Below are 16,479 nucleotides of genomic sequence, written 5' to 3' on the forward strand. Positions count from 1 at the left end.
GGCATTCATGAAACGTTAACTTCTGGGAGGACGCAAGCGTCATGACCGAAACCACCCATACCCTCGTCATCGGTGCCGGACAGGCCGGGGTCGCGACCTCGACCCATCTGCAGAAGCAGGGCGTCCCGCACATCGTGCTGGAGCGCGACCGCATCGCCGAACGCTGGCGGAGCGAACGCTGGGACAGCCTGGTCGCGAATGGCCCGGCCTGGCACGACCGCTTCCCCGATGCCGAGTTCACCGAGCTTGACCCCGACGCCTTCGCCCCGAAGGAATCGGTTGCCGACTATTTCCAGCGCTTCGCGGGGGACCGCAGCCTGCCGATCCGCACCGGGGTCGCGGTCACGAAACTGGAGCGGCAGGGCGACGGCTTCCGCGCCACCACCGCCGGGGGCGTGATCGAGGCGAAGAACGTGGTCGTCGCGACCGGGCCGTTCCAGAAGCCGGTGATCCCGACTGTCGTCACCGACCCCGGCATCGTGCAGATGCATTCCAACGCCTACCGCAACCCCGAGGCGCTGCCCGCGGGTGCGGTGCTGGTTGTGGGCGCGGGATCGTCGGGCGCGCAGATCGCCGAGGAACTGGTGCGGGCGGGCCGCAAGGTCTATCTCTCGCTCGGCCCGCATGACCGCCCGCCGCGCCGCTATCGCGGACAGGATTTCGTCTGGTGGCTGGGCAAGCTTGGCAAGTGGGACATGAAGGCCCCTGCCCCCGGCACCGAGCACATCACCATCGCCGTCTCGGGCGCCTATGGCGGGGCCACGATGGACTTCCGTCGCCTCGCGGGGCTGGGCGTCACGCTTCTGGGCCGGGCGGGCGACTACCGCGACGGCGTGCTGCGTTTCGCCAATGACCTGCGCACGAACATCGAGAACGGCGACCGGAACTATCTGTCGGTGCTGGACGAGGCCGATGCCTATGTGAAGGCCGAAGGCCTTGACCTGCCCGAGGAGCCGGAGGCCCGCAACCTGTTGCCGCTGCCGGACTGCGTGACGAATCCCGCGCTGGAACTGGACCTGAAAAAGGAAGGCATCGGCACGATCATCTGGGCCACCGGCTTCAAGCTGGATTTCGGCTGGATCGACATCGACCTGTTCGAGGGGGATGGCCGCCCGCGCCACAAGGAAGGCGTCTCGGTCATTCCCGGCCTTTATTTCGTCGGCCTGCCCTGGCTGTCCTGCCGGGGGTCGTCCTTCATCTGGGGCGCCTGGAAGGATTCGGAGCGGCTGGCGGGGCTGATCGCGGCGCGGGGGTGATGGCGGGGGGCAATATCATCCCCCCGACCGCTCCGGTTTCGTGCTAGTCTTCCGGCATTTCATGACGGAGGCAGGCCATGTGGAGATTTGCCATCGCAGCCCTGCTGTCGCTGACTGCGGGCTGCGCCAATGTTAATTACGCCAAGACCGAGCCCGGCAAGATCAGCGGTGAGATGGCCGTTGTCTGGTTGAAGGGCACCCAGGACGGTTCTGGCGACGGGACCTTCGTCTATGTTCCGACCCAGCGGGATCCGCTGACCTTCACCCGTCCGGAGGGCAAGGACAGGGGAAATACGATCACGCCGTCGATGATCTACACCGATGGCGGATCAGTCCCGTCCTTCGCGCGGATGTTCGATGGCCTGACGCCGTGGCACTACGGTCCCGCCTACATCGTGCATGACTGGCTGTTCCGGGCGCGGCAATGCCTGAACGACGACAGCGCGAATCCTGAATACCGTCAGATTGCGGATCTGACCTTTGAGGATTCTGCCGAGATCATCGCCGAGAGCATCAAGGCGCTTGAGGACAGCGGTCGGGTCAAGAAGAGTGCCGTTTCGGGCGCCATAGTGACGGGAGCGGTCACAAGCCCATTCTCCTACGCCCTCTGGGTGAAGAAGCACGCCTGCAACGAAGTCAGCGATGCGGATGCGGCTCTGGCCTATGCTGCGGTCGGGCGGACGCCAAGGGTCGGACGCGAGGCAGGCTTGCGCACCTATCGGACTGCAGAGGGCAAACTGGTGCGTGATTCCGCGGCCGAAGTGGTGGCGATCATTTCCAACTAGGCGAAGGGGCCAGCGGGTCGCCCTCGGCATCCGCATGAAGCGTGATGATCTCGCGCAGGATCGCGTCGATCCGGGCCGACACTTCGGGCCCGAGACGGGCGCGCAGGTCGGCATCGAAGTCGAGCGCCTGTTGCCCAATCTCGGCAAAGACGGCGCGGCCTTTCGGAGTGAGGGACAGGTTCTCGGCCCTTCGGTCGTCGGGGCTGGTGACGCGGGTCAGGAGTCCCTCGCCTTCCAGACCTGACACGGCACGGCTGACCTTGGTCTTCTCGATATGGCTGAGGCGGCAGATGTCGCGGGCGGTCATCGCGCCGAAGCGGCCGAGGTTGGCCATGACGCGCCATTGCGTGCGGGTCAGGCCGTAGCGGGCGCGGTAGGTGGCCTGGAAGCCGCGGCTCGTCGCCTCGGCGGCCTGGTTCAGGAGGTAGGGCAGAAAATCCTGCAGGTCGAAATCGCCGCCCTGTGCCATGTCATTCCCCCGGTTTCACGCGGTCGGGGTGGGCGGCAGCAACCTGTGGCAGCGCCTCCATCCGGTCCGAGATGGCCGTGATGCGGGGGAACGGGGCCAGATCGACGCCCCAGCGGCGGGCGTTGTAGACCTGGGGGAGAAGGCAGAGGTCGGCAAGGCCTGGTTTATCGCCGTGGCTGAAAGTGGTGGCAGGACGTGCGGTCAGCATCGGCTCCAGCCCCTGAAAGCCGAGGGTGATGAAGTGGCGCATCCAACCTTCCGTCGTGGCGCTGCCACCAAGGCTGACCGCATGTTGCGCGACGCGGAGGTTGCAGACCGGCTGGATCTCCATCGCGACGGCATGGGCCAGCGCGCGGGCGCGGGCGCGGTCGGCGGGGGCTTTCGGCAGGAAGCCCGCGGCGCGGGTTTCGTCGAGGTATTCGAGGATCGCAAGCGACTGGGTGAGGCGGAGGCCGTCGATTTCCAGCACCGGGACCAGGCCCTGCGGGTTGGCCTTGAGGTGGGCCGGATCGCGCTGTGCGCCGGTGGTCAGGTCGACCGGGATTGAGCGGTAGGGCAACCCCAGCAGGTTCAGCCCGATCCGCACCCGGTAGGCCGAGGAGGAGCGCCAGTAGTCGTAGAGGATCAGGTCGGTCATGGGCTGGCTGTAGTCGATTGCGAATTGCTTGTCATGTTAAGCTTGACTTGGTTGCAGTTGCAACTATTAATCGACTCATTCCGGGGGAGGAGGTTTCGATGACTCAGCACGCGCTTCCGAAGGGCATGATCCGTGCCGCAAGCGTCACTGGCCCGCATGAGGGCTACATGCCGGGCTTCGGCAACGATTTCGAGACCGAGGCCCTGCCGGGCGCGCTGCCGCAGGGCATGAACAGCCCGCAGAAATGCAACTACGGGCTGTACGGCGAGCAGCTGTCGGGCACCGCCTTCACCGCGCCGAGCCACCAGAACGAACGGACCTGGTGCTACCGCATCCGGCCTTCGGTCAAGCATACGCATCGGTTCCGCAAGATCGAGGTGCCGTTCTGGAAGTCGGCGCCCTGCATCGACCCCGACATCATCAGCCTTGGCCAGTACCGCTGGGATCCGGTGGCCGTGCCCGCCGACCAGAAGCTGACCTGGATCACCGGGATGCGGACGATGGTGACGGCGGGGGATGTGAACACCCAGACCGGCATGGCGAGCCATATGTATCTGGTGAATGCCTCGATGGAGGATGCCTATTTCTTCTCGGCCGACGGCGAGTTGCTGGTCGTGCCGCAGGAGGGCCGACTGCGGTTCTGCACCGAGCTGGGGGTGATCGACCTGGAGCCGCGGGAGATCGCGATCCTGCCGCGGGGGCTGGTCTACCGGGTCGAGGTGCTGGAGGGCCCGGCGCGGGGGTTCGTCTGCGAGAACTACGGGCAGAAGTTCATCCTGCCGGGACGCGGGCCGATCGGGGCCAACTGCATGGCGAACCGGCGCGACTTCAAGACCCCGGTCGCGGCCTTCGAGGATCGCGAGGTGCCCTCGACCGTGACGGTGAAATGGTGCGGGCAGTTCCATGAGACAGAGATCGGTCATTCGCCGCTGGACGTGGTGGCCTGGCATGGCAACTATGCGCCCTGCAAGTATGACCTGGACACCTACTGCCCGGTGGGCGCGGTGCTGTTCGATCACCCGGACCCGTCGATCTTCACCGTGCTGACCGCGCCGTCGGGCATCGAGGGGACGGCGAACATCGACTTTGTCCTCTTCCGCGAGCGCTGGATGGTGGCGGAGAACACCTTCCGGCCGCCGTGGTACCACAAGAACGTCATGTCCGAACTGATGGGCAACATCTACGGGGTCTACGACGCAAAACCCAAGGGCTTCGTGCCGGGGGGCATGTCCTTGCACAATTGCATGCTGCCGCACGGGCCGGACAGGAACGCCTTCGAGCATGCCTCGAACGAGCCGATGGTGCCGGTGCGCCAGTCCGAGACGATGAGCTTCATGTTCGAGACCCGCTTCCCGCAGCACCTGACGCCCTTTGCGGCGCAGGCGGGGCACTTGCAGGAGGATTACATCGACTGCTGGGGGTCGCTGGAGAAGAAGTTCGACGGGACGCCGGGCGTCAAGTGACGGGCGGCGGACCGGGGGCCAGCCCCCGGACCCCCGGGATATTTCAACCAGTATGAAAGAGGGCCGATGCCGCTTCTTCGTTCCTGGGTCGACAGCGCCAATGCGCCGGACCAGCCGTTTCCGCTGAACAACCTGCCCTGCGGGGTGTTCTCGACGCCAGACGAGGAGGCCCGTTGCGGCGTGGCCATCGGGGATTTCGTGCTGGACGTGGCCGCGCTGGAGGAGGCGGGGCTTCTGGAGCTTCCCGGCGCGCCGCTGCTGGACGTGCCCTACTGGAACGAGGTGATGGAGGCCGGACCTGCGGTCTGGGCGGCGCTGCGGGCGCGGCTGACGGCACTGCTGGTGGAGGGTGCGGCGGAGCGGGCGGCGGTGGAGCCGCATCTGGTGCCGCTGGCGGGCGTGGAATTGCACCTGCCTTACCTCATCAGCGAATACACCGACTTCTACGCCGGGCGGCACCATGCCACCAACGTCGGCACCATGTTCCGGGGGGCGGAGAACGCCCTGCCGCCGAACTGGCTGCATATCCCGATCGGCTATAACGGAAGGGCCTCGTCCGTGGTGGTGTCCGGCACCCCGGTGCGGCGGCCCTGGGGGCAGGTGAAGGGGCCGGACCATGCGGCTCCCGTCTTCCAGCCCTCGCGCCGCTTCGACATCGAGCTGGAGCTGGGCGCGGTGGTGGGGGTGCCGAGCGACGGGCCGGTGACGGTGGCCGAGGCGGATGCGATGATCTTCGGCTATGTGCTTCTGAACGACTGGTCGGCACGGGACATCCAGGCCTGGGAGTACCAGCCGCTCGGGCCGTTCCAGGCCAAGGCGACGGCGACGACGATCTCGCCCTGGATCGTGATGAAGGCGGCTTTGGAGCCGTTCCGCTGTTCCACCCCGCCGCGCGAGGTGCCGCTTCTGCCGCATCTGCAGGAGCCGGGGCCGATGCTCTACGACATCGCGCTGGAAGTCGGGCTGACGCCCGAAGGGGGCCGCGAGACGGTGATTTCGCGGACCAATTACGCCGAGATGTACTACTCGGCCGCGCAGCAGCTGGCACATCATACGACAAGCGGCTGTCCGATGAATGCGGGCGACCTGCTGGGGTCGGGAACCATCTCGGGCTCGACGAAGGAGTCGCGCGGGAGCCTCTTGGAACTGTCCTGGGGCGGCAAGGAACCGATTGCCGTGGATGGCGGGACGCGGAGCTTCATCGAGGACGGCGACACGCTGGTGCTGCGCGGTCAGGCGCAGGGCGATGGCTACCGGATCGGCTTTGGCGAGTGCAGCGGCAAACTTCTACCGGCACTTGAAGACCCTTACGCAAGGAACTGAAATGGCAAAGGCTTTCGCATCGCAGGGCGACCTTGCGGAGAAGAAGATCAGCTTCACCGAAGTGGGCGACGGGCTTTATGCCTTCACCGCCGAGGGCGACCCCAACAGCGGGGTGATCATCGGCGATGACAGCGTGATGGTGGTGGAGGCTCAGGCGACGCCGCGTCTGGCGCAGAAGGTGATCGACTGCATCCGGGGTGTGACGGACAAGCCGATCAGCCATGTCGTGCTGACGCATTACCACGCGGTCAGGGTGCTGGGCGCCAGTGCTTTCAAGGCCCCGCAGGTGATCATGTCGGAGGCCGCCCGCAACATGGTCGCCGAGCGGGGGCAGGAGGACTGGGACAGCGAGTTCCAGCGTTTCCCGCGCCTGTTCCAGGGGCACGAGTCGATCCCCGGCCTGACCTGGCCGACCACCACCTTCAACGGGAAGATGACGGTCTGGCTGGGCAGGCGGCGGGTCGACATCCTGCAACTGGGCCGAGCGCATACTGCGGGGGATGCGGTGATCCATGTCCCCGACCAGAACGTGATGTTCACCGGCGACATCGTCGAGGCGCACTCGGCCTGTTACTGCGGCGACGGGCATTTCGCCGACTGGGGCGGCACGCTGGAGGCGATCCGGGCCTATGACCTCGACGCGATTGCTCCGGGGCGCGGGGATGCGGTCGTTGGGCGCAAGGCGGTGAACGGGGCGCTGGACCGGACCAAGGACTTCGTCGACAGCACCTACAAGCCGGTGGCGCGGGTGGCGGCGCGCAATGGCTCGCTGAAGGAAGCCTGGGACGCCTGTCGCGCGGAATGCGACCCGAAGTTCAGGGACTACGCGATCTACGAGCACTGCCTGCCGTTCAACGTCGCCCGCGCCTATGACGAGGCGCGCGGCATCCACCACCCCCGCATCTGGACCGCCCAGCGCGATCTGGAGATGTGGGCGGCACTTCAGGGATGAGCCATGCCATATGACTATCGCCCCTTTCCCTATGTCGCGCCGCCCGGCCTGACCACGCCCGAGCCGCGGCACAAGGTGGTGATCGTCGGGGCCGGTCCGATCGGGCTGGCGCTGGCGATCGACCTGGCGCAGTTCGGCGTGCCCTCGGTGGTGCTGGACGACAACAACGTCGTCTCGGTCGGCAGCCGCGCGATCTGCTGGTCGAAGCGGGCGCTTGAGGTACTGGACCGGCTGGGCGTCGGGCAGCGCTGCGTGGACAAGGGTGTCGTCTGGAAGGTCGGGCGGACCCTGCACCGGGATCAGGAGGTCTGGAACTTCGACCTGCAGCCCGAGCCGGGCTACAAGATGCCGGCTTTCGTGAACCTGCAGCAATATTACGTCGAGGAATACCTGGTCGACCGGGCGCTGGAGTTTCCCGGCCTGATCGACTTGCGCTGGAAGAACAAGGTCACGGCGGTGGAGCGGTCGGATCATGTGGCGCTGACGGTGGAGACGCCGGATGGGGCCTACCGGCTGGAGGCGGATCATCTGGTCGCCTGCGACGGGGCGCGGAGCGATGTCCGGGGGATGTTGGGCCTCGACTTCGACGGCGAGTTGTTCGAGGAACGTTTCCTGATCGCCGATATCGAGATGACGGGGGATTTTCCCTCGGAACGCCGGTTCTGGTTCGAGCCGCCCTTCCATGCCGGGCAATCGGCGCTGCTGCACAAGCAGCCGGACAACATCTACCGGATCGACCTGCAGCTGGGATGGGATGCCGACCCCGAAGCCGAGCGGCAGCCGGAGCGGGTGATCCCGCGGATCGAGAAGGCGGTGGGGCACAGCGATTTCCGGCTGGACTGGGTGTCGGTCTACACCTTCCAGTGCCGGCGGCTGGCGAAGTTCGTGCATGGCCCGGTGATCTTCTGCGGTGATTCAGCGCATATCGTCTCGCCCTTCGGGGCGCGCGGGGGCAATGGCGGGTTGCAGGACGTGGATGCGCTGGGGTGGCGGCTGGCGGCGGTGACGAAGGGGGCCGATCCGGCGATCCTGAACGCCTATGACCGGGAACGGCAGCATGGGGCGGACGAGAACCTGCTGAACTCCTCGCGGACCACCCGGTTCATGTCGCCCGCGCCGGGGGCGGAGCGGCTGTTCCGCGATGCGGTTCTGGCGCTGGCGGGCAAGGCGGCCTTCGCGCGGCCGCTGGTCAATTCGGGGCGGCTGTCGGTGGCCTGCACCTATCCGCTGACCGGGCCGGACGATGCGGCCCTGCCCTTCGCGGCGCGCCCCGGTGCCGTCGCGCCGGACGCGCCGCTGGGCGAAGGCTGGCTGATCGACCGGCTGGGGCGCGAGACGGTGCTGCTGGCCATCGGTCAGCCTGCGCCCCGCGTTCCGGAGCTTGCCACGCTCGCCGTGGAGGCGACGCCCGAGGTTCGCGCCCGCTATCTCGGCCGGGCCACCCGGGCGCTGTACCTGATCCGGCCTGACCAGATCGTCGCGGCACGCTGGCAGACGGCCACACCCGAGGCCATCGCTGCGGCCCATGCGGCCATCTGGGAGGACCGGACATGAGCCTGACCCTGACGCCCAATCTCGCCGACCCGGACGCCGCCTATGCCGCGTTGCTGGCCGCGCACAAGGGGCTGAGCGAGGCAGACACGCAGGCGCTGAACGCGCGGCTGGTGCTTGTGCTGATGAACCATGTCGGCGCAGAGGTCTTTGCCGAGGCGTTGAGGCTGGCCCGCGAGGCGGGGTGAGGCAGGTTTGGTGGGTTGGCACCCACCCTACCCGGCGTAGGGTGGGTGCAACCCAACGCCGTCAAGACGCCTTAAGGACCCCGCGGTCGATCTGGTCCTGTTCGATGCTCTCAAACAATGCGCGGAAATTGCCTTCGCCGAAGCCGTCGTCGCCCTTCCTTTGGATGAATTCGAAGAAGATCGGGCCGATGACGGTCTTCGAGAATATCTGGAGAAGGATGCGCGTTTCGCCACCGTCCACCACGCCTTCGCCGTCGATCAGGATGCCGTGCTTCGCGAGCTTTTCGATCGGCTCCTCGTGCCCGACCACGCGGGTTTTCGACAACTCATAGTAGGCCATCGGCGGTTTCGGCATGAATTTCAGCCCGGCGTCCGCAATGGCATCGGTGGCGGCATAGATGTCATCGGTGCCGACGGCGATGTGCTGGATACCTTCGCCCTTGTAGCGCTTGAGGTATTCGACGATCTGCCCGGTCTCGCCCCGGTCCTCGTTGATAGGGATGCGGATGCGGCCGCAGGGGCTGGTCAGGGCGCGGGAATGGAGGCCGGTGAACTTGCCCTCGATGTCGAAGAAGCGGATCTGGCGGAAATTGAACAGCTTTCCGTAGAAGTCGAACCAGGTGTCCATGTTGCCGCGATGGACGTTGTGGGTCAGGTGGTCGAGGTAGTGGAAACCCACGCCCTGGGGTTTCGGCGCTGCCAGCCAGTCGAACTCGGCATCATAGGGGTTCGCATCGCCATAGCGGTCGGTGAAATAGATCAGCGAACCGCCGATGCCGGTGATGGCGGGCAGGTCCAGCGTCTTTTCCGGGCCTTCGAACGGCGTGGCCCCCAGGCTGACGGCGTGTTTGAAGGCATGGGCGGCATCTACCACACGCCAGCACATCGAGGGGGCGCAGGGGCCGTGTTCGTCGACGAACTTGCGGGCATGACTGCCGGGTTCGTCGTTCAGGACATAGGTGATGTCGCCCTGCTGCCAAAGCTCGATGGCCTTGCGCTTGTGCCGGGCGGTCAGGGCATAGCCCATGCGGGTGAAAAGCGCGCGCAGCTCGTCGGGGTTGGGGTGGGCGAACTCGACGAATTCGAAGCCGTCGGTGCCTGCGGGGTTCTCGGGCGAAATCACCGCGCGGGGGGCGTTGTGCGGAAAGGGGCCCATGGTCATGTCCTCCGGGTAAAGTCTGGTCTGCTTCAGATTGCCACAGGCCTTCCGTCGGCGGCGCGCATAGTTCGGCTTCATTCTTCCTGATAATGCGCGGTTTTCTTGCTTTCTGGACAGGATGCGCAACAATCTCGCATGACCGACGAAACCGATTCCCGCCTCCTTGCTGCCGTGCAGGCCAATGCCCAGATCACCGCGCAGGATCTGGGCGACCTGTTGAACCTTTCCGCCAGCCAGGCCGCCCGCCGCCGGGCGCGGCTGGAAGGCGACGGGCTGATCACCGGCTACAGCGCGCGGCTTTCGCCCCAGAAGCTGGGCCTGACGGTGCAGGCCTTCATCCAGGTGCATTTCGCCGCCCATTCGCCCGAGGCGGCACGCGATTTCCTGCGCCTGATCGCCACCCTGCCCGAGGTCGTGGCCTGCTGGACCCTGACGGGCGAGGCTGACTACCTCCTGCGGGTCTGGTGCGCCGACCTGCCCGCGCTGAACCACCTGATCCACCACCGGCTCTTGCCGAACCCGTCGGTCGCAAGGGTGCAAAGCCAGATCGTGATGGACCAGCCAAAGCCCGATGCGGGGCTGCCCGTTTGAGGGCCGGGAGCCGAACCCGCCGTTGCGGCGTTGCACTGATCAACAAGCAAGGAGGAAGAAATGGGATACGTCGATGGTTTCCTGATCCCGGTCGAAAACAGCCGGAAAGACGAATACCGCGCCCATGAGCAGAAATGGTGGCCCTCGTTCCGCGACAAAGGGGCAAAAGCCATGACGGTGTGCTGGGGCGACGATGTGCCCGAAGGCAAGCTGACCGACTTTCGCCGCGCAGTTGACCTGAAAGAGGGCGAGTCGGTGGTGTTCTGCTGGATGGTCTGGCCGGACAAGGCCACGCGCGACAAGGCCTATGCCGCGATGATGGCTGACACCAGCATGGAAGGCATGGAGATGCCCTTCGACGGCAAGCGGATGATCTGGGGCGGCTTCCAACCGATCCTTGAAGTCTGACGCCCGTTCATGCGCTTCCCCTTCCGCGCGGGTCAGGCTAGAACCCGCCGGGACCAAGGGGAATACGCGATGCCGATGGAAAAGACCTTCAACGCCGCCGAGGCCGAGGCCCGGATCTCGAAGCTCTGGCTCGACGCCAAGGCCTTCAGGGCAGGTGCGAATGCCAGGCCCGGCCACCCGGCGTTTTCCGTCATGATCCCGCCGCCGAACGTCACCGGCTCCCTGCACATGGGCCACGCCTTCAACAACACGTTGCAGGACATCCTGGTGCGCTGGCACCGGATGCAGGGCGACGACACCTTGTGGCAGCCCGGCACCGACCACGCCGGGATCGCGACGCAGATGGTGACGGAACGCGAGATGGCCCTGCACCAGGAGCCGGACCGGCGGACCATGGGGCGCGAGAAGTTCCTCGCCCGCGTCTGGCAGCAGAAGGTCAAGTCGCGGGGCACGATCATCGGCCAGTTGCAGCGGCTGGGGGCAAGCTGCGACTGGGACCGCGAGGCGTTCACCATGTCGGGCGCGCCGGGGGCACCGGCGGGCGAAGAGGGCAATTTCCACGATGCGGTGATCAAGATCTTTGTCGATCTTTACAACAAGGGCCTGATCTATCGCGGCAAGCGACTGGTGAACTGGGACCCGCATTTCGAAACCGCGATTTCCGACCTTGAGGTCGAGAATATCGAGGTGCCGGGGCATATGTGGCACTTCAAGTATCCGCTCGCTGGCGGGGCGACCTACGACTACGTCGAGAAGGATGCCGAGGGGGCTATCACCTTCCGCGAGACGCGCGACTATATCTCCATCGCGACGACGCGGCCCGAGACCATGCTGGGCGACGGAGCGGTGGCGGTTCACCCATCGGATGAGCGGTACGCGCCAATCGTCGGACATCTTTGCGAAATTCCGGTGGGGCCGAAGGAACATCGCCGCCTGATCCCGATCATCACCGACGAATATCCCGACCCGACCTTCGGCTCGGGTGCGGTGAAGATCACCGGCGCGCATGACTTCAACGACTACGCTGTGGCCAAGCGCGGCGATATTCCCTGCTATCGCCTCCTCGACACCCGCGCCCAGATGCGGGCGGATGGGGTGCCCTATGCCGAGGCAGCAGAAGTCGCCCAACGCATGTCCCGCGCCTGGCTGGTCGCCAAGGGCTACGCGACGCCCGGTTTTGTGGAACAGCCCTTCACGCTGTCGGAATCCGAGATCGACGCGCTGAACCTTGTGCCGGACGAGTTGCGCGGGCTGGACCGCTATGAGGCGCGGAAGCGGGTGGTGGAGCAGATTACGGCGGAAGGGCTGGCGGTCACGATCCTGCAAAAATCCGTCGATAAGGAAACCGGCGCCGAACACTTGGAGCGGGTGCCTGTCGTCGAAGCCAAGCCAATCATGCAGCCCTTCGGCGACCGCTCGAAAGTGGTGATCGAGCCGATGCTGACCGACCAGTGGTTCGTCGATACCGCGAAGATTGTCGAACCCGCGCTGGATGCCGTGCGCTCGGGCCGCACGAAGATCATCCCGCCGAGCGGGGAGAAGACCTACTACCACTGGCTGGAGAACATCGAGCCGTGGTGCATCTCGCGCCAGCTGTGGTGGGGGCATCAGATTCCGGTTTGGTATGGGCTGGACCTGTCTGCCCCCGGTTTCACCGATGACGAGGGTGACGAGGAACTGGACGAGGTCGAGATGCTGCGTGTGCTTGGCGATGGCCACCACGCGCGGGAAGCGATCTTCAATTGCGGCGCAAGCTTCGGGGAGGTGGTGGACCAGTTCCGCGACAGCCTTGCCTCGCTGCCGCACCCGCTGAACCACGCCCGCCCCGTCGAAGTGGCGGACCGGGCAACTGCGGCGCATCATCTGGCTGCGACGCTTGCCGCCTATGAGGTGGATCAGGACGCGACGAAGCTGACCTATCCGGTCTGGCGCGACCCCGACGTCCTCGACACCTGGTTCTCCTCCGGTCTCTGGCCGATCGGCACACTCGGCTGGCCTGAGCCCACGCCGGAGCTGAAGAAGTACTTCCCCACTTCGGTCCTCGTGACCGGGCAGGACATCCTGTTCTTCTGGGTCGCCCGGATGATGATGATGCAGCTTGCCGTGGTGAACGACATCCCGTTCCGCACCGTCTACCTCCACGGCCTCGTCCGCGATGCCAAGGGCAAGAAGATGTCCAAAAGCTTGGGCAACGTCATCGACCCGCTGGAGATCATCGACGAATACGGCGCCGATGCGCTGCGCTTTGCCAATGCGGCGATGGCGAGCCTCGGCGGCGTGCTGAAGCTGGATACCCAGCGCATCGCGGGCTACCGGAACTTTGGCACCAAGCTCTGGAACGCCTGCCGCTTTGCCGAGATGAACGGGGTCTGGGAGGGTCATGCGACCGGCCCGGCCCCCTCGCCCAAGGCCACCGCGAACCGTTGGATCATCGGCGAGACGGCGAAGACGCTGGCCGAGGTCAACGCCGCCCTCGAAGACTTCCGCTTCGACACCGCCGCCGACGCGCTTTACAAATTCGTCTGGGGCAAGGTCTGCGACTGGTATGTCGAATTCGCCAAGCCCCTGTTCGACGGCCCCGATGCCGGGGAAACCCGCGCCACGATGGCCTGGGTCCTCGACCAGTCGATGATCCTGCTCCACCCCTTCATGCCCTTCATCACCGAGGAGCTGTGGGGAACGACGGGCAAGCGCGAGAAGCTGTTGGTCCACACCGACTGGCCGGAGCTGCCCGCATCGCTGATTGACCCCGCTGCCGAACGCGAGATGACCTTCGTCACCACGCTGATCGACGACATCCGCAGCGCCCGAGCGCAGGTGCATGTGCCGGTGGGGCTGAAGGCAGACCTTGTGGCGACCTCCCTCACCGACGACGCCCGCGCCGCGTTCCAGCGCAACGAGGCGCTGATCAAGCGGCTGGCGCGGGTGGAAAGCATCACCGAAGGCCAAGCCCCGAAGGGTTCCATCGCGGTGGCAGCGGAAGGCGCGGCCTTTGCCCTGCCGCTGGAGGGGCTGATCGACATCGCCGAGGAGAAATCCCGCCTGCAGAAGGCGCTGGACAAGCTGGGCAAGGAGATCGGCGGGCTGAAGGGCCGTCTCGACAACCCGAATTTCGTCAAATCCGCGCCCGAGGATGTGGTGATGGAGGCGACATCGAACCTGGAGGCCCGGCAGGACGAAGCGCAGAAGATCAGGGACGCGCTCGCCCGCCTGGCCGACCTTGGCTAGTTTTCGGAGGTAGGGAAATCCGAACCAAGCTTTCCGGGGGCGAATGCGTCAGACTGATGCAACCCCGGAAAGGACCTGATGATGCGCCTTGCTCTTGCCGCCCTTGCCCTGATCGGCGTGACCAGTGCCGCCTGGCCGCTGACCACCAAGCTTTACCCGGAAGTCACCCTGAAAGGCGGCGAAGGCACCGTTCTTCCCGATACCGGCGTCACGCTTCTCTTGACTGGCATCACCGACCAGCGCTGCCCGCCAGACGTCGACTGCTTCTGGGAAGGCATGATCCGCGCCGAAATCACCGTGATGGCCGAGCAGCAGGAGTTGCAGCAGATCGTGCTTTGCAACCAGTGCGAGGACGGCGAAAGCCTTGTCACTGTCGCGGGGCTGACCATCGGACTTGTGGGCCTTGCGCCCTCGACCAAAGAGCTGGCGAAGCTTGGCCGCGCGCCGCGGCTGACCGACTACGAACTGACGGTGAACTACGGGCCTGCCGGGTGAGCGCTTGCGCAGCGTATCCGCAAGGCCCAGGTTCGGGTTGGAGGTGACGCATGTCTTGGCTTTCCCGCCTTGCCGAACGCCAGATCCAGAAAGCGCGGCTGAAGGGGCAACTTCAGGGGCTGGAAGGGGAAGGCAAACCCCTGCCCGATCGGCCAGGCGATGCTTTCGTCAGCCCGGGCGATGCCATCGGCTTCCGGATCATGGCCGAGGCAGGCGTCCTGCCGGAGGAGATCACGCTGAAAAAGCAGGTCATCGCCCAAAGGGCCGCGCTTGCGACCCTGACCGACGAAAGTGACCGCAAAGCCGCGATGGCCCGGCTGGCAGAGCTGGAGATGCGGCTGGCCATCGCCGAGGAAAGCCGCCGGAAGTTCCTGCGTTGACGCCGATGCCCGTGCCAAGGTCCCCTTGCGCGGACCCCCGCCCCATGCCAGCCTTCGCCGCATGAGCCGCTTTCTCACCCCCCATGCCGCCTCCCTGCCATCCACCGTGCCTTTCACCGGGCCCGAGACGCTGGAGCGGCGCACCGGTATTCCGTTCCGCGCCCGGCTTGGTGCGAATGAAAGTCTGTTCGGCCCTTCGCCCCGCGCAATTCTTGCCATGCGAGAGGCGGCAAGCGGGGCCTGGATGTATGGCGACCCGGAAAATCATGACCTGAAACAGGCGCTTGCGTCGCATCATGGGGTGACGCCTGCCCATATCGCCGTGGGGCCGGGGATCGACGGCCTGCTCGGGCTGATCTGCCGCCTGACCCTGGAGCCGGGCACCCCGGTCGTGACCTCGCTTGGCGCCTACCCGACCTTCAACTTCCATGTTGCGGGCTATGGCGGGAGCTTGACCCGCGTGCCCTACAAGGGCGATTTCGAGGACCCGGAAACCCTTGTCGCCGCGGCAAGATCCACCGGCGCGAAACTGATCTACCTCGCCAATCCCGACAATCCGATGGGCAGCCATCACGCCGCCCCTGTGGTGGAGGACATGGCCGCCAACCTGCCCGACCACAGCCTCCTGATCCTGGACGAGGCTTATGCCGATCTCGCGCCGCCCGGCACGGTGCCTAACATTCCCGCCGATCATCCGCAGGTGATCCGGCTTCGGACCTTTTCCAAGGGTTACGGGCTGGCGGGCGCGCGAGTGGGCTACGCGATCACCAATCCCGACCTGGCAACTGCCTTCGACAAGGTGCGCGATCACTTCGGCATGGGCCGGATCAGCCAGGCGGGCGCATTGGCGGCGCTGGCGGATCAGGGCTGGCTGAAGAGCGTGCAGGATCGGACAGTTGCGGCGCGGGAGCGGCTTTCAGCCATCGCGCGGGCGAACGGGCTGAGCCCCCTGCCCTCGGCCACCAATTTCGTGACCATCGACTGCGGGCGCGATGGGGATTTTGCCCGACGGGTTCTAGCCGAACTGGGTGCCTTGGGCGTGTTCATCCGGATGCCGGGTGTGCCGCCGCTGGACCGTTGCATCCGCATCAGCCTTGGCGATGAACAGACACTTGATATCCTTGCGGAAACCCTGCCCCTGGCGCTGAAGGCCGCGGGCTGATCACTCGGCCGCAAGGCCCTTGGCCGGGCCGACTGCCGGTGCGTTGCCGGGCGTCGGCGCTTCGGCCGGGCCAAGGCGCGGGGTCGCTGGGATCGGTTCCTGCAAGAGAAGGCGGGAGGCAGGGGCTGCCTCGGTCTCGGCCTTGCCGATCACCCGGCGGAACACCAGCACGTTCTGGAAGGTGGTCTTGGTTCCGGTCAGGCCAACCCGTTCCTCGCACGGAAGGGCGTCGGCCCGGACATAGTCCCAGCCCTCGGCACCAAGCTGGTTCATCAGGGTGGTCAGGGCCAGCGCGAAGCGGTCTTCGGTGGACTTCACCCCGCGAGCCTTCTCTCCACGCCGGGGCGCCGGAATGACCTTGAACTCAAAACGCTGCATCGGGCGGCTCCCGCACTGTTCGCGGAAAGACATATGGGATTCTACGGCTTGCCG

General features: G+C 65.9%; 17 protein-coding genes. 13 read left to right on the forward strand and 4 right to left on the reverse strand.

What is annotated here, in order from left to right; all coding sequences use genetic code 11:
* The first annotated feature begins 41 nt into the window (after positions 1-41).
* Together JNL31_RS07095 and JNL31_RS07100 are read left to right on the forward strand one after the other, a co-directional pair.
* On the forward strand, positions 42-1,256 hold the full coding sequence (locus tag JNL31_RS07095; RefSeq protein ID WP_294971583.1) for an NAD(P)/FAD-dependent oxidoreductase: 1,215 nt from the start codon (positions 42-44) through the stop codon (positions 1,254-1,256).
* 77 nt (positions 1,257-1,333) lie between these two features.
* Positions 1,334-2,041: a hypothetical protein gene (locus JNL31_RS07100; RefSeq protein ID WP_294971586.1), complete on the forward strand. Its 708-nt coding sequence runs from the start codon at positions 1,334-1,336 to the stop codon at positions 2,039-2,041.
* Here the strand turns inward: JNL31_RS07100 and JNL31_RS07105 are convergent.
* Complete coding sequence (locus JNL31_RS07105) at positions 2,028-2,510, reverse strand: MarR family winged helix-turn-helix transcriptional regulator (RefSeq protein ID WP_294971589.1); 483 nt, start codon at positions 2,508-2,510, stop codon at positions 2,028-2,030. The genes JNL31_RS07100 and JNL31_RS07105 overlap by 14 nt on opposite strands.
* Before the next feature lies 1 nt (position 2,511).
* Entirely contained in the window at positions 2,512-3,147 is a 636-nt protein-coding gene (gene maiA, locus JNL31_RS07110; RefSeq protein ID WP_294971592.1) for a maleylacetoacetate isomerase, read from the reverse strand.
* A gap of 98 nt (positions 3,148-3,245) precedes the next feature.
* On the opposite strand from maiA, the gene hmgA reads away from it, so the two are divergent.
* From hmgA to JNL31_RS07135, 5 genes are all read left to right on the forward strand, one after another.
* A complete protein-coding gene (gene hmgA, locus JNL31_RS07115) occupies positions 3,246-4,610 on the forward strand; it encodes a homogentisate 1,2-dioxygenase (protein ID WP_294971594.1) in 1,365 nt (454 codons plus the stop codon).
* A gap of 66 nt (positions 4,611-4,676) precedes the next feature.
* Positions 4,677-5,933, forward strand: a complete 1,257-nt coding sequence (gene fahA, locus JNL31_RS07120) for a fumarylacetoacetase (protein WP_294971597.1) — start codon at positions 4,677-4,679, stop codon at positions 5,931-5,933.
* A 1-nt stretch (position 5,934) separates the two neighbouring features.
* On the forward strand, positions 5,935-6,885 hold the full coding sequence (locus tag JNL31_RS07125; RefSeq protein WP_294971601.1) for an MBL fold metallo-hydrolase: 951 nt from the start codon (positions 5,935-5,937) through the stop codon (positions 6,883-6,885).
* 3 nt (positions 6,886-6,888) lie between these two features.
* Positions 6,889-8,439, forward strand: a complete 1,551-nt coding sequence (locus tag JNL31_RS07130; protein ID WP_294971603.1) for an FAD-dependent oxidoreductase — start codon at positions 6,889-6,891, stop codon at positions 8,437-8,439.
* The gene (locus tag JNL31_RS07135) at positions 8,436-8,624 is read left to right on the forward strand and encodes a DUF2783 domain-containing protein (RefSeq protein ID WP_294971605.1); all 189 of its coding nucleotides are present in this window, start codon (positions 8,436-8,438) and stop codon (positions 8,622-8,624) included. The genes JNL31_RS07130 and JNL31_RS07135 overlap by 4 nt, the downstream gene beginning before the upstream one ends.
* A 61-nt stretch (positions 8,625-8,685) precedes the next feature.
* On the opposite strand, the gene hppD is transcribed toward JNL31_RS07135, so the two are convergent.
* The gene (hppD, locus tag JNL31_RS07140) at positions 8,686-9,780 is read right to left on the reverse strand and encodes a 4-hydroxyphenylpyruvate dioxygenase (RefSeq protein ID WP_294971661.1); all 1,095 of its coding nucleotides are present in this window, start codon (positions 9,778-9,780) and stop codon (positions 8,686-8,688) included.
* Positions 9,781-9,918: 138 nt separating this feature from the next.
* On the opposite strand from hppD, the gene JNL31_RS07145 reads away from it, so the two are divergent.
* From JNL31_RS07145 to JNL31_RS07170, 6 genes are all read left to right on the forward strand, one after another.
* On the forward strand, positions 9,919-10,374 hold the full coding sequence (locus JNL31_RS07145) for an Lrp/AsnC family transcriptional regulator (protein WP_294971608.1): 456 nt from the start codon (positions 9,919-9,921) through the stop codon (positions 10,372-10,374).
* A gap of 60 nt (positions 10,375-10,434) precedes the next feature.
* The gene (locus JNL31_RS07150) at positions 10,435-10,782 is read left to right on the forward strand and encodes a DUF1428 domain-containing protein (RefSeq protein ID WP_294971611.1); all 348 of its coding nucleotides are present in this window, start codon (positions 10,435-10,437) and stop codon (positions 10,780-10,782) included.
* Between the two features lie 69 nt (positions 10,783-10,851).
* Positions 10,852-14,010, forward strand: a complete 3,159-nt coding sequence (locus tag JNL31_RS07155) for a valine--tRNA ligase (RefSeq protein ID WP_294971613.1) — start codon at positions 10,852-10,854, stop codon at positions 14,008-14,010.
* An 81-nt stretch (positions 14,011-14,091) separates the two neighbouring features.
* On the forward strand, positions 14,092-14,505 hold the full coding sequence (locus JNL31_RS07160; RefSeq protein ID WP_294971615.1) for a hypothetical protein: 414 nt from the start codon (positions 14,092-14,094) through the stop codon (positions 14,503-14,505).
* Between the two features lie 50 nt (positions 14,506-14,555).
* Complete coding sequence (locus tag JNL31_RS07165) at positions 14,556-14,885, forward strand: DUF1992 domain-containing protein (protein WP_294971617.1); 330 nt, start codon at positions 14,556-14,558, stop codon at positions 14,883-14,885.
* 61 nt (positions 14,886-14,946) lie between these two features.
* Positions 14,947-16,047: a pyridoxal phosphate-dependent aminotransferase gene (locus JNL31_RS07170; protein ID WP_294971619.1), complete on the forward strand. Its 1,101-nt coding sequence runs from the start codon at positions 14,947-14,949 to the stop codon at positions 16,045-16,047.
* Here the strand turns inward: JNL31_RS07170 and JNL31_RS07175 are convergent, their stop codons facing one another.
* Positions 16,048-16,425, reverse strand: coding sequence for a DUF4177 domain-containing protein (locus tag JNL31_RS07175; protein ID WP_294971622.1), 378 nt, complete (start codon positions 16,423-16,425; stop codon positions 16,048-16,050).
* Between the last annotated feature and the right edge of the window lie 54 nt (positions 16,426-16,479).

Origin of the sequence: Tabrizicola sp. (assembly GCF_016792905.1) — a bacterium.
Lineage (GTDB): Bacteria > Pseudomonadota > Alphaproteobacteria > Rhodobacterales > Rhodobacteraceae > Tabrizicola.